The organism is Nostoc sp. CALU 546, assembly GCF_048836525.1.
The window spans coordinates 1-13,469 of record NZ_JAWJTF010000085.1; the positions used below are offsets into that span (position 1 = coordinate 1).

Sequence of the window (13,469 nt, forward strand, 5' to 3'; positions counted from 1 at the left end):
GGAAAACTTTTTGGTTTACTGGTTATAACTTTCGAGTTTTTGTTAGGGCATTAAGTATTTAGCGATACATTTTTGTTAGTGCATTCAGTGTTTAGTGCTACATGTTTTATTTATAGCAGCCGCCTCAAAAGAAGATGTTGCGAGTGTTTTTTAGAAATTATTAAACTGATTACGTTTGTACTCAAAAACTGAAACTTATAATTACCAGGCTTTTAGAAGCTTTTAAAAAAAGTTTTCAGGTATGGGTGCTAGTATTTTCTGGAAAGGGTACGAGTATTTATGATGAAGGGTACAAGTATTTTTGTACTCACCTTAAACCCAGCACTAGCAATAGTTTGAGTGCCATTTGAGTTGTTTTTTGACCTTTTCTTATATGTACTCAGAGTGTGTGCGATCGCTAAAAGCTGGGCGTATCACATTGCTGCTCAAAGCACTATTTACTTGGGTACTTTAGGGATAAAGAACTGGAGTAGTTAATCAAGAACCAGCCCAGTTGCTCAACGAAATTCAATTCTGTATCTAAAATATCACTTTTTTGCTAAAAAAACTAACTTTATCCAAAATCGTGCCTAGATATACAGACAGGAGTTTTAAAATCAAGTATAAAGCTGATGTTTCTGAAACTCAACAATAAAATTGTATATCGTAGCTTGATATACAGAAAATTATTTTTTAATGTATTCCATCGGCGAGTGCAGATGAGTAAAAACTAATATTGAAGAAATCATGACAAAAATGCCTTCAAATTCCGCTTGGCATTTTAGTCTTAAGTAAATAAATACTCACTCCCGACTCTGATAAACATCAGTATCCCTAGTCTAAAAATACTAGTACCCTGACGTGAAAAAATTTTTTTTAGCTTGTAAATTCCGATTGAATCGGCATTCATAGTAATTGAGTACAAGCTAATATATGCACTTTTGTGGTTAGAGCCGCCTGATATAAGTAACACATTGCTCTTTCACCCTATAAATTTCGATGCGACAGATATACAACATCTTTACAGAGCAAAAGACTGTCAAACAGTTTTGTTTGTCATTTTCGCAGCTACTATAACAATCCCTATTTGAGATCCGAACACAGTGTATACTTCTGCAACTTAAGAAAATAAAATTCTTGGTGATTAGACATCTCCGAAAATGAATGTAGAGACGTAGCAGTGCTACGTCTCTACAAGGGTTCTGGATAACGCATATTTAATTTCTGGAGATGTGTATTAGTAAATAATTTTTATAGTACAAAAATACTATCAGGTTGCTCTCATTTAGGATTGCTATATGACAGATTTTTAGATGCTCTTTGAGTACGAATCGGTAGCACATAATGGGTAAACATTGAGATCGGCACTTGGTAACTAATTTGCTACAGCAATAGGGTATGAGTTTAACCTCAGATGATATTCCAATCTATCTTAGACGCAGTGTGGCAAGAATTGGTACAAAACAAATGCAGCTTCAATATGCAAAAACTATTGAGTTTTGTCCCATCCCAGAGGTTATTTTATGCAATTGGATGAATTAGAACTAGACTTGCCACCAGCCTTTGAAATTGGCTCAAAAGTCAAAACTCGCAAGCTGATCCGCAACGATGGCACATATCCCGGTCAAGAAATTGGGGCAACACTAGCAAAAAAGGGAGAAATTGGCTACATCGTCAGTATTGGGACCTTTTTGCAAAATTCCTATATCTATGCAGTGCATTTTATTGACAAGGGCTTTATCGTCGGTTGTCGCAAAAAAGAACTAGAACCTGTTGAGGAAATCAAATGAAAGTTATGCTGCGTCAGAATGCTGCCGGACATTTAGTAGTCTATATTGCCAAAAAAGATATTGAGGAAGAAGTGGTGAACCAAACAGAGGGATGTGAGGGTCAGATTTTTACCTTAGCAAACGGTTGGGAACTAGCAATTCCAGATTTATCAGAACCTTTACGATTACCGCAAACTATAGAGGCTAAAAGGTTGTATTAAACATAAACTGCTCCCAGCAACAACTGCCTCTTCAGTTACAGAGGTTGATACCCTTGCTGAAAACATTCTCAGCAACCCCTGTAATATAGGTGTAACTTTCTCTGGTGGCAAAACATTTTAGTAAGCATCTGCACTGGTGGACTTAGCGAGTAAGGTAAATGTGATGTCTTTTAGTGGCTTCACTCTTGGTATAAGTCACCTTAGATTGTTGAGCGATCGCTCTATTATAAATGCTGTTTACTCTGTTATTTGCGATCGCTAAAACCCCTATTGATCATCCTGACAGTTCTAGCTTGCTACCTGACGTTGATGTTCTTGATCCAGAAATGCGTTCGGCTGAAATTTGGCGATCTGCTCATCAATAATAAAAGATTTGACATATTCAATCATCATCGGTTGGAGGGAAAACAGACCTGATTTGGCATCAATCCACGATCGCCCTTGCAGTAGTTCTAAGCTTTCCAGTAGTTCTTGGGATGAAACTGAGGATGGCATCTTTGTTCGTAGCTGTGAAAAAGAAATGGGTTGACGATTAAGTACCATGCATTGAATCGTTGCTTTAGCTACATCTGATAGGTATTCAAATTCTGGATATAAATCGTTGAGAATTGTACCGAAAAGTGTAACTTTTTGTTTTAAAAATTCAGTTATACTACCATCAAATAACTTTTGAATCGTTATGGCAATGCGGTTTAGGATATGGGGATTCCCTCCATAGGATTCGATTAATCGATTCCAGTCGTCTGGCGTTCCTCTAAAGGTTCCTTTTGTTTTCAAAAGTTCTTGTATGTCTGTAACCTGTAATCCTTGGAGAGAGAATACTCGCACAGGTGTTGTCTTTCCTTCAAGCGGAGCGATCTCATGAGATTTGATCCGACTGGTTAAGATTAAGCAACTTTGATGGGTGGCTTCTCCCACTCTCCTAAATAACTCACAGTATTCCCCGCCGGTTGTGTGGTGAAGCCAGATGCAATCTCGACAGGTGATTTCTGTGGCTGCACATTCTTGGAGAACTCTGTCAGCACCATCTAAAACCAGTAAGCAACGATAACGTTGCAAATAATGAATCAGTCGTGAAATTCTGTGATTGAATGATTCTGGTAGATCAGTTTCTTTCCCATCGGATAGGACGGAGATTAAGTCTGCTAAAAGATCGTTCAGTGAAGGACCCGGAAGGAGCGATCGCCAAATCACGAACTCAAACTGATTGTGAAGTTGTTGAGCGAGCTTCATCGATAGGTAGGTTTTGCCGATACCACCTATGCCTAATAAGGTAATGAGACGGCAGGGTATTGCTTGCTCTGGGGTAGACTCAGCTAAAATCCAGTGCTTCAGGGTTCCCAGTTCTTCTGTACGTCCGTAAAAAAGGGATACATCTGGTGCTTCTCCCCAATCAATTCGATTTGGAATTTTTGTGTAGTCTTCCTGGGGGTTGATATCTGGATTGGCTAACTGATAATCATTAGGTTCTAGTTGTAGCTTGAATGCTTGGAAACAATAATTCAGGGTTTGCCGATCTACTCCGATTTCACAGGCAAATACCTTTGCTACCGTATCTGGGTCTAACCCCATGCGAAAGCCTAAAGCTTCACGGGTATAATGTTTATCAAAATTTTCATTACTTTCTGATTGAGATTTTGCATCTTGGAGTTTCTGCAATCCTTGGGGCGTTAGGATTACACCACGTCTACGGCTCCTTTGTTGGGATTTCATGGGAAATGTTGCAGGTGATAAATGTATTTTTTATGGATAGGCATGACCGTCTGTAGTACATCGGTAAGATGCACCAACAAACAGGAGATGACTGACACAAGACACAAATCAGCAGTAAATAACTTCAGCTGCCAAAGCTATAAAATTAGCTACTCAATCAAGTCTTAATTGTCAAAACTGTACCCATTCAAAAGATTTGTTCAAGAATTATTATAGGAAACACAGATATTAAGCACTATTTCAGTCTGAAAGCAGGTAAGTCTTACAAGACTGAGTGAAGCAAATTTATCCAGCTAATTTTATGTTACTTGCTTTATTCTCGCACCCACGTTAAGTAATTTTACGGGTTTGATTAAGTTGGCGATCGCCTTTCTTTTGTGTTGTATTTTCGTAATTCAGCTTTTGAATGGCGATCGCTGTTGCTGGAATTGGGAAGCGATCGGTTCTGCTGGCTACTATTCGTCTTCGCGCCGCAGGTACTCGATTTTCCTGGGGAGATGCTCTAAGAACTGACTCAGGCGGTATTGAAGGGCTGAAACTCCGACAGAAACTCCAATAATTGAATGACGGCAGTTAACTTTTCTGGGGAGATAACTGCTTAATCAGTGCGTAGGCGTAGCCCGTCGTAGACATCGCTCTTCTACGAATATAGATTGTTGCAGGGAAGGTCACGGTTGCCTATGTCTAATCAAATTGTACTCAGATTGGGCGGGTTTTTCGATTGATCTGAAATGTATGGGCGATCGCTGATATTGAAACGTTTACTGCAACGATTGATTTTGAAGCGTTTCGGTAAAACCGAGAGAAAGTTTTAGCTGTGGTGAATTTCAAGTTTTGTGACTTTAGATCCCGAAGTTAAGGTTTATTTGCCGATTTTAAGAGAAACAAGGGGAAATAAAGTTTAATTTGACAATAGTTGAAATCTTTCCTGTGTCTAGCTTGTAGAGACTGAAGTTGAGAAGTTTTTAAGTTCGTCAACTTCGGTTGAGTTGAATGGATTTAAGGTAAATACTAAATTTATAAAGTAAATCTTGAGGAAGGTAAAAGGATTATGAGCGACATATACTGATTCGTAATGACTACCTGTGTGGGCTAGAAACTAGACTGGCTAACTATTTACGTCTAGTATGAATGACTCTGCAATATCTCTGCTTAAGATCAAAATGAAGAGTCCTGAGTCCTGAGTCCTGAGTGCTGAGTTAAAAGACCACCCACAAAGGGTGGGGTATCAACCTTCTCACGTTAAGAAGATTCTGCCGATCAAGGGTGGGGCTTGTACCAAGTACAGAAGTTATGAGTATTTTTTAACTTACTCAGTATTTAGTGCTGAGTATGGTCAAGTTTCCCTCAAAATCGAAAACCTGAAACTAAAAAACATAGGAGTTACCATGACTTTCAATATATCGATAATCAACATTAAAGAAGGTGACCAAAAATATTACCGTGACAATAGCTGGTGTCTTTATGCCTTTAAGTTCTGTGATGGAAAAGGAGCTCCAGGCTATGTCCCTACTTGGTTTGCTCTGCAACCTAAGCATTGGTCAACAAATATAGATATCTTTTATAAGCCGACTTATTCCGTCTTTTACAACAAGTTTATCAAAGTCAGCGATGACACTATCATTCGGACAAGTACCAGAACTGATGCCATTCCATTAGGCTCAAAAGTCCTCCTCAATGAAAATAATCGTCTAGAGGTAAAAGAGGAGGGACGGGGTGCAGGACCTATTGTTGTGACAAATCAATCTGCATCAGGTCGCGCACTTCTGGGGCTAACTGGTCCTTCAGAAGCTCATGTGGATGATAATGCGCCCTTTGCGGTCTTCGATGTAGCAGCAGACAACATCTTAACTATGGAGCCAATTGAGAAAGTTTTGATTTTCCTAGCCGCTGTTAATGTTCAACAAGGTATCATTCGCTCGAATATCTTTGCTCCGGGGGTATTAATTGACTTGACAGCATTTAGTGCTGCCGATAATCCAGAGGTGAAACTCTTGCTGGACAGAGACAACAATGGATTAACAGCTGCTGATAACGACTCTAATAAAATGCTAACTGAAGTAAGTTCCCAAACTGCCCTCTCAGTCTTCGGTCCTAAAAGATAGATATAGTAGTCTATCAAGATAGTTTTGAGGGACTGGATAAGATAAATTTGAATTTTTCAGAATTATCCTATCCTTCATTTTTAAATTGAGACATCACGAGTTTGCTAAACAACGGTGTCCCCATACGAGAGACTTTTAGAGAGTTTATTGAGAATATTTTTAATAAACTCTCTATTTAGCTATATAAAGTTTTTTCTCAAATTTGGTTCTGCTCATGGGTAATATTGTCTCATATGAATCTTGGATACAGATTATTATACAATTTGAGCATGATAAGTTGAATTTACTAAAATTATCTCAATCTCGTTTATATATTCTGCAAGGTATAATAGGTACAAATCCTAGTAATTCTTACCTTTCTTTTGGGGGTTCAATTGCTCTGAATCAACTAACGTCATCAACCACTTTAAATATTCTAGTTGATCATTGGCCTTTTCGGGTTGCAGCCGATGCAAATAGAGGTTCTATTCCTTGTTATTTTTCTTCAGATAAATTAGTGAAGCAAAGCCTAGTACAGAACTTTTTTGAAGTAGATTCTACAGGTAGCTCTTCCCCAAAAATTAATTTTGCTGAGTCTAATGTAGAAAAAAGCCAGAATTGGGACAATTATACTCTTGGGTTATCCAACAAAAGCGATGATTTGTTTTACATAGGTCTTGGCCGAGCCTTTCAATGGAGTCAAGAAGGAGAGAGTATTGACTATGCATCTTGGGAGAGCATGATCGGATGTAATTGCTTTTTGGAATTGGATTCACATTCTAGTCAATATTGGCACTTTTCTAATGAAATAATTCTCCTAATATCTTCGCAACAATGGAATAATGGTTATATATTGCCACAAGAGCTATCAGGTTATGTTCCTTGTTATTTTAAGCTAAAAGAAAGAAAAACTATTCGTTTATATTATGACGACAATGGATGGAGAAATTTATCCACAGGAGAAAAAGTAGAATTTAAAGTAGTCGATGAATTTCCTCTAAACAGAAAAACCATTTCTGATTTATTGATTCACTCATTAGAAACACCATTTTCACCGAAAAAACCCCCAGTATTTCAATATGGTAATAAATTCTATATGCGTACTCCAACAAAAAAAGATTCCATCGTTTCTGCAAAGTATGAGTCTTTGTCGTTTGGCAATTTGCCTCCTAAATATTACTATCCACAAATTAATAGTTCAGAGATGCCAATACAACTTTTGCTATCTGGAGGGAATGGAATCTTAAAAGATGGAGATACGGTAAGAATAGAGACTACCGAACAATCTGTTGGAAATGAGAATATTCTTGGTGCATGGACAACTCCTAGCCTCTATTACGAGACAGATGGATGGGGAGAGAAGCAGCTATGGACTATTCGCAAAAAGAATAACAACGAGCCAATTATTTATTATGGCGACGAAGTTTATTTTGTCAATCATCACTGGACGGATCAGTGGTTGTGTATTAAGGATTCTGGTTCATATCTAACAACTAAAAAAAATGCAGGTGCTTATTGGTTGATAGACCAGCCATGATTGGAATGTCATGATAATTCTATTTAGAAGCAACACCATTTAGTGAGGTCGGATAAAAAATGTGCGATCGTCTCTTCATTCCCATATTTTGAAGTAGAGCGATCGCGCTTGCAGCAAGCGTTACCAAAAATTGTGTTTTCTACGCCGATTTTTAGCAATGATTTAAGCACTATTACTTATTGACAAATAGCTGATGATTTTAAACTTGTCAGCAACGAGTGCGTAGGCGTAGCCCGTCGTAGACATCGCCTATCATCAATCATGAATTGTACCATCGGGCATGATCGCTCCTTGGAAATCAACGTTAGTGAGAATAACTCCAGTTAAGTCTGCTCCTTGCAGATTAGCTTTTCGCAGAATCGCACCATTGAGATCTGCATAGCTCAAGTCTGCTCTTTGCAAACTGGCTCCACTAAGATCCGTCGCCAAATCTCCCCACTGGATGCTTCGACTTAGGTCTGCCCGACATAACTTCGCTCCATCTAAGTTGGCATGATGCATACAAGCCGCTCTCAGGTCAGCGTAGCTCAAATCTGCCCCAGTTAAAACCGCATATCCCAAATCTGTACGTTGATTGGAACTGGGACGTAAATCTGCTTGAATTAGTAGAGAACCAGAGAGTTTTGCACCATTTAAATTAGCACCACATAAACTGGTTTTGATTAAGTTGGCTTTGTCTAGATATGTCCGAACCAGCTTTGCACCAGTCAAATCAGCCTCACGAAGAATGGCGCAATACAAATCTGCTTCACTTAGGTCTATTCCCCAGAGAATAGCTTCACTCAGGTTAGCTTCTCGCAAACATGCTTGATTGAAGTTGGCTTTACCAAGTCGTGTCTGACGTAAATCGGCATTGCTAAAATCTGCGCCTCTGAGGTCTGCATTGGTTAATTCTGCTTCTTGCAGATTCAGTCTTGGGAAGCTTCTTTCTCCAGCAGCATAAGATTTGAGAATTTCATGTATATCCATGTTAAAAATTTTAGGTTCATGGGAGGTTTTTCAGGCGATCGCTGTGTAATTCTTCATACGGAGTTTTGGGATGCAGTTATTTTTTGGCGATCGCTACGCCCACCGTTCGCATAGCATCTCGTAGAGAAGGTATGGCAAAAGTTTTCGGTCTACTGATTGTGACTAGTCGGGCGTTGCTATGATTATCTACCTGGGGCGATCGCGGTTGCTGACGATTCTGCACTAAAACCAAAGCTGCAACTGCAAGCAAAAAATAACCAAAAGTTTTCTGAAGTCTATTAGCTGGAACAAATTCAGCTAAGTACGCACCGAAAATTGTTCCCACACTAGCAGCCACAATAAAGGATAAGATCAAGTTCCAATTTAAAGAAACGTGTCCCAAGTAGCCTAAAAAGCCTGCAACTGAATTAAATACAATAATTAACAAGGATGTTCCAATCGCCTGTTTCATTGGTACATTTCCCAAGAGTACCAAAGCTGGCACGATCGCAAACCCACCACCAACACCAACGAACCCAGTCAGCACTCCCACACCCAAGCCTTCACTAATTAACCACAACCAGCAATACTTACAGACAGGTGGGGGATAAAATGCCAGTTTGTCATCTGCTGCAACAGGTTTAGAACTACGCCGAATCATAAACACCGCAGCCACTAACATCATGACTGCAAACAGCATCATTTGAAAAGCTGCGGTAACTACTGGGAGAGTAGCAATTTTTGCCCCCACAAATGCCCCCAACATCGTTGCCGAACCAAAAATAAATGCAGTCTTGAAATCAACATTTTTGGCTCGCCAGTGGGGAATTACCCCCAATAAGCTAACAGTACCGACAATTACCAAAGTCATGGCGATCGCAGATTTTGGCGGTATACCCATGACGTAAACTAAAATTGGTAGCGCCAGCACCGAACCCCCACCACCAATCAAACCTAAGCTCACCCCAATACAAGCTGCTAACAAATGCCCAATAATCCACAGCGTCATACACTGCTCCGTTGATTATAAGGAAGCTTTGCTAGTAACATCCCTAACATACAGCTATCTGTAATTCCCGAAAACATTAATCCGGCTCCCATAAAAACACTGAGAATCAGGAACCAATGAGAAACAAATGCTACCAATAATGTGCTTGTTAATACTAATAACCCAGCGACAATTTGCACTTGCCGCATTAAACTAATGGGGGCATTTTTGTTAATTGTGGTAGCATAACCCACTTGTTTCCAAGCGCTTATACCTCCTTCCAGATGGGTAACAGTTGTAAAACCCGCATCAAATAGCTTTTGAGCAACCATTGTTGAACGATTCCCGGAACGACAGTAGAGAATCACTTTTGTGTCTTGATCTTGGGGAACTTTGCGCGGATCAAATTTGGATAGGGAAATCATAGTTGCTCCGGGAATATGCTCTCCTGAATACTCAGCTGGTTCACGAACATCTATAAGTGTGATAGCTTGTTGTTTCCGCAACTGTTTGAGTGTTTGGGCATCAACGGTTTGTAATTTGTTTATACGGGAAGTAGTCATTGCTTTTTATACTTAGGAATGTAGATTTTTAAACGCGAAGTTTTTGTGTGATTTTGTTACGCAGCAACGCTACCGCAGCGCTGGTTCGCAGGTACTGCTTCCATAATCTTTTTCGGGTTGGGTAGATTCAGGTTTCCCATCAATTGGATAAATTCGCTGCGGTTTCGTCCCACCAGCCGCGAATTCCATTGTTTCTCTTCCCCAATGGTGGAAACTGTGTTACCTCGATAATCATGACCGGGATAAACTAAGGTTTCGTCAGGTAATGTAAACAACCGTTGCGTTATTGCGTCATACATCATCCCTGCATTTCCACTCTGAAAGTCAGTCCGTCCGCAACCACGAATTAACAGGGCATCTCCGGTGAGTAGATGAGTACCATTAACTAAATAGGCATTATGGCTATCAGTATGACCCGGAGTTGCCATTGCCTTTACTTTTAGACTCCCTAACTCTAATACTTCTCCATCTTTGATAAATCTGTCTGCACATATAGCTTGGGCATTTTCCGGTACAATCCCCAAACAACCCGTAGCCTTCCGCAATTTAGCTGTTCCAGTAATATGATCGGCGTGGATATGGGTTTCTAAGCAGTATTTGAGAGTTAATCCTAGTTCTGTGAGTAATTGGCGATCGCGATCTACCTGTTCTAATACCGGATCGACCAAAATCGCCGTTTTGGTTTCTAAATCAGCAATTAAATAAGTATATGTACTTGTTTCCGGGTCAAAGAGTTGTCGGAATAACATCATGGCTAACTCCAGATAAAATTGCTTGATTGATTAATCATATAACTATATAGTAATATGTTGTCCACACTGGAGTTAGTTTTTTGTGGCTGTTGCGATCAGCTACAGTGACCGCTTTGCGCCATCGCTTCCATCGGGGCGTAGCCCATCGCCAAACAATGATTCTTTCCTGATAGCAACGCCCTTTTGATAAAAAAGCAACCCGAAGCATTTTTAACTTGGGTTGCTTACATTGTTGTTGAGGAATTACAACGAACTGAAACTTAGAATTAATTAACCGTGAATAGCAGGAGCAACTAAAGCTACAGGTTGAATATCTCCAGCAGCTAAATCTAAGGGGAAATTGTGAACGTTGCGTTCGTGCATTGTTTCAATTCCCAAGTTAGCGCGGTTTAAAACATCTGCCCAAGTATTAATTACACCACCTTGAGAATCAAGAAGGGAATCGTGAAAGTTAAAACCATTGAGGTTAAAGGCAAAAGAGGATACGCCCAAGGCAGCAAACCAGATACCAATTACTGGCCAAGCAGCTAAGAAGAAGTGTAAAGCACGACTATTGTTAAAAGATGCGTATTGAAAGATCAATCTACCGAAATAACCGTGAGCTGCGACAATATTGTAAGTTTCCTCTTCTTGACCAAATTTGTAACCGTGGTTTTGGGATTCAGTTTCAGAGGTTTCTCGAACTAAAGACGAAGTAACTAGAGAACCGTGCATGGCAGAGAATAAAGCACCACCAAAGATACCAACTACTCCCAACATGTGGAATGGGTGCATGAGAACGTTGTGTTCTGCTTGCAATACAAGCATGAAGTTGAAAGTACCACTAATCCCTAAAGGCATCCCATCAGAGAAAGAACCTTGACCTATAGAGTAGACTAATATTACCGCAGTGGCAGCAGCAACAGGTGCGCTGTAGGCAATAGAAATCCAAGGACGCATCCCTAAGCGGTAAGATAATTCCCACTGACGACCCATGTAGCAGTAAATACCAATCAGGAAGTGGAAAATAATCAACTGGTAAGGGCCGCCATTATATAACCACTCATCTAAGTTAGCCGCTTCCCAAATGGGATAAAAGTGCAGACCAATTGCATTGGAAGTAGGCACAACCGCAGCAGTAATGATGTTATTGCCATAGAGTAAAGCACCAGCGACAGGTTCACGAATACCATCTATATCTACAGGTGGTGCAGCAATGAAAGCAATGACGAAACAAGTGATTGCCGTTAAGAGTGTGGGAATCATCAGTACGCCAAACCAACCAATGTACATACGGTTGTTGGTACTGGTGATCCAATTGCAGAATTTCTCCCAAAGATTGTTACTACTTTGGCGTTGTTGCAGAGAAATAGTCATAATTTTTAATTCCGAGGTTAATCGTTGTTCAAGGCAAGTTAACCTTATCCTTTTATATAACCACATAGTTATATAAGATGTCAAGCAAATTCTCATATTGCTTTAAAGTTATTTTAATAGGCAGTGAGTTTGAGGCGTGACAAGCGGGCTGTAATCTAGACTGGGCTTTCACTTTAAGTTAAAAAAGATGCCTCTTTTGAGCTAGAAATGCTTTCTCAGTAAGCTTTCTAGATAATAAATTGTAAAAGTTGTTTCTTGACAGGCTCTTAGCTGAACCTCCCTTCCTGATAGATGTGCGTAGCAACTTGGAGTATGGGATGTTTCACGCACCTGGGGCAATCAACCTGAGTTTGCCACGTCTTCTAATAGGCATGATACCGGGTTTACGTCGTTGGTTTTATCCCCAATGGTTTCGGGATTTATCCAAGAACGAATCTGTTGTTGTAATTTGTTTAACCTCCCACCGTAGCCCTATCGCTGCTGAATATTTGGTCAAAGCAGGTTTTACTAAAGTCTTCAATATTAGCGGTGGGATGATGGAGTGGCGGCGATTGGGGCTAGAAACTTGTACGGGTAAGTAATAATTTTGGTTTAATCAGGAGTTTTTTATGACACCACACAGACAAATAACTCCAGACTGGTTAAAACGTCTCTTTGCTTGGGGAATGGCTAAAGCAAATACCGCAGATAACAGTGCCATCAAGTTGCAGGGTTGCAACAGTTATGAAACTATGGCACAACTCAAACAGGCTTTCTTTGCAGATTTAGATGGACGACTTTTAGAAATTGGGCCGGGAGCAGGGGCAAATCTCTCTTATTATCCCACTGATATCCCAATACTTTTCGGTTAAACCCAATAATCTCTCTTTTTGGTCTGGGGAAAGGTTAAAGGGCAATGGGGAAAGGGAAATTCAAACCCTTTCCCTTTCCCCTTTCCCCCTTAACCGAAAAGTATTGACTGATATCCTTCTTATTTGCATTGAGCCAAATCCTTTCATGCATTCTTATCTCAAGCAGGAAGCCGAACGCTTTGGTTTGCATAATATTGAGGTACGTTTAGGATCAGCGGAAAGGTTAGATATTGAAGATAACAGCATTGATGTTGTTGTCAGTACCCATGTTCTCTGTTCTGTAACTGACCTTGTAACTACCTTACGAGAAATCGGGCGGGTACTCAAACCTGATGGTCGTTTCTTATTTATCGAACATGTTGCCGCTGAATGCGGTACTTGGACGCGCAGAATTCAAGATGGAATTGAACCTGTCTGGAAGACAATGTTCGACAATTGTCACCCCAACCGTGAAACTGGGGAAATTTTAGAAAATATTGGTTTTGAGAGCGTTGATTATCAACAGTTTAATCTTTCTTTTCCCATTGTCAGCCCTCATATTGCTGGAGTAGCTAGGAAGAAAACTGTCGAAATAGTCGAACAAGATTCAAAAAGTTTAATTAATACTCAAAATATTTAGACTCGGAGGCAAAAAAATGGAACCTACAGTTAAAGATGGAGTCTTTATTCACATTAGTCGATGCTGGGTACAATTTGCATGTCTGCATG

Annotated in this window: 15 protein-coding genes and 1 pseudogene; 10 read left to right on the forward strand and 6 right to left on the reverse strand. The window is 40.0% G+C overall.

Going from position 1 to position 13,469, the window contains the following annotated elements; translation table 11 throughout:
* Positions 1 to 1,502 precede the first annotated feature (1,502 nt).
* The 3 genes and pseudogenes from RRG12_RS30795 to RRG12_RS30805 all read left to right on the forward strand — a co-directional run.
* Positions 1,503 to 1,769, forward strand: a complete 267-nt coding sequence (locus tag RRG12_RS30795) for a nitrogen fixation protein NifZ (RefSeq protein ID WP_420761825.1) — start codon at positions 1,503 to 1,505, stop codon at positions 1,767 to 1,769.
* Positions 1,766 to 1,969, forward strand: a complete 204-nt coding sequence (gene nifT / locus RRG12_RS30800; RefSeq protein ID WP_420761826.1) for a putative nitrogen fixation protein NifT — start codon at positions 1,766 to 1,768, stop codon at positions 1,967 to 1,969. The genes RRG12_RS30795 and nifT overlap by 4 nt, the downstream gene beginning before the upstream one ends.
* A gap of 43 nt (positions 1,970 to 2,012) precedes the next feature.
* Positions 2,013 to 2,156: pseudogene (locus tag RRG12_RS30805) on the forward strand (radical SAM protein); the annotation flags it as partial.
* 101 nt (positions 2,157 to 2,257) lie between these two features.
* Here RRG12_RS30805 and RRG12_RS30810 read toward each other — a convergent pair.
* A complete protein-coding gene (locus RRG12_RS30810) occupies positions 2,258 to 3,682 on the reverse strand; it encodes an NB-ARC domain-containing protein (protein ID WP_420761827.1) in 1,425 nt (474 codons plus the stop codon).
* A gap of 406 nt (positions 3,683 to 4,088) precedes the next feature.
* Between RRG12_RS30810 and RRG12_RS30815 the strand changes: the two genes are divergently transcribed.
* The 4 genes from RRG12_RS30815 (at position 4,089) to RRG12_RS30830 (ending at position 7,486) form a co-directional block, all read left to right on the forward strand.
* Positions 4,089 to 4,241, forward strand: coding sequence for a hypothetical protein (locus RRG12_RS30815; protein ID WP_420761828.1), 153 nt, complete (start codon positions 4,089 to 4,091; stop codon positions 4,239 to 4,241).
* Positions 4,242 to 4,902: 661 nt separating this feature from the next.
* A complete protein-coding gene (locus RRG12_RS30820) occupies positions 4,903 to 5,787 on the forward strand; it encodes a hypothetical protein (protein ID WP_420761829.1) in 885 nt (294 codons plus the stop codon).
* A 214-nt stretch (positions 5,788 to 6,001) separates the two neighbouring features.
* Positions 6,002 to 7,303, forward strand: coding sequence for a hypothetical protein (locus tag RRG12_RS30825; RefSeq protein WP_420761830.1), 1,302 nt, complete (start codon positions 6,002 to 6,004; stop codon positions 7,301 to 7,303).
* 42 nt (positions 7,304 to 7,345) lie between these two features.
* Positions 7,346 to 7,486, forward strand: a complete 141-nt coding sequence (locus tag RRG12_RS30830; protein WP_420761831.1) for a hypothetical protein — start codon at positions 7,346 to 7,348, stop codon at positions 7,484 to 7,486.
* A 72-nt stretch (positions 7,487 to 7,558) separates the two neighbouring features.
* Here the strand turns inward: RRG12_RS30830 and hetL are convergent, their stop codons facing one another.
* From hetL to psbA, 5 genes are all read right to left on the reverse strand, one after another.
* Positions 7,559 to 8,272 (reverse strand): heterocyst differentiation pentapeptide repeat protein HetL, encoded by a 714-nt coding sequence (gene hetL, locus RRG12_RS30835; protein WP_420761832.1) that lies wholly within the window; start codon positions 8,270 to 8,272, stop codon positions 7,559 to 7,561.
* Between the two features lie 76 nt (positions 8,273 to 8,348).
* Entirely contained in the window at positions 8,349 to 9,260 is a 912-nt protein-coding gene (locus RRG12_RS30840; RefSeq protein ID WP_420761833.1) for a sulfite exporter TauE/SafE family protein, read from the reverse strand.
* Positions 9,257 to 9,802: a rhodanese-like domain-containing protein gene (locus RRG12_RS30845; RefSeq protein ID WP_420761834.1), complete on the reverse strand. Its 546-nt coding sequence runs from the start codon at positions 9,800 to 9,802 to the stop codon at positions 9,257 to 9,259. Before RRG12_RS30845 ends, RRG12_RS30840 begins: the two co-directional genes overlap by 4 nt.
* A gap of 56 nt (positions 9,803 to 9,858) precedes the next feature.
* Positions 9,859 to 10,551: an MBL fold metallo-hydrolase gene (locus tag RRG12_RS30850; protein ID WP_420761850.1), complete on the reverse strand. Its 693-nt coding sequence runs from the start codon at positions 10,549 to 10,551 to the stop codon at positions 9,859 to 9,861.
* Positions 10,552 to 10,824: 273 nt separating this feature from the next.
* Positions 10,825 to 11,910, reverse strand: coding sequence for a photosystem II q(b) protein (gene psbA / locus RRG12_RS30855; protein WP_420761835.1), 1,086 nt, complete (start codon positions 11,908 to 11,910; stop codon positions 10,825 to 10,827).
* 248 nt (positions 11,911 to 12,158) lie between these two features.
* On the opposite strand from psbA, the gene RRG12_RS30860 reads away from it, so the two are divergent.
* The 3 genes from RRG12_RS30860 to RRG12_RS30870 all read left to right on the forward strand — a co-directional run bounded on the left by RRG12_RS30860 (position 12,159) and on the right by RRG12_RS30870 (position 13,380).
* Positions 12,159 to 12,491, forward strand: coding sequence for a rhodanese-like domain-containing protein (locus RRG12_RS30860; protein ID WP_420761836.1), 333 nt, complete (start codon positions 12,159 to 12,161; stop codon positions 12,489 to 12,491).
* A gap of 27 nt (positions 12,492 to 12,518) precedes the next feature.
* Positions 12,519 to 12,761 carry a hypothetical protein gene (locus RRG12_RS30865; RefSeq protein WP_420761837.1) on the forward strand — a complete coding sequence of 81 codons (243 nt, stop codon included), beginning with the start codon at positions 12,519 to 12,521 and terminating at the stop codon, positions 12,759 to 12,761.
* A 145-nt stretch (positions 12,762 to 12,906) separates the two neighbouring features.
* Positions 12,907 to 13,380: a class I SAM-dependent methyltransferase gene (locus tag RRG12_RS30870; RefSeq protein WP_420761838.1), complete on the forward strand. Its 474-nt coding sequence runs from the start codon at positions 12,907 to 12,909 to the stop codon at positions 13,378 to 13,380.
* Positions 13,381 to 13,469: the final 89 nt, after the last annotated feature.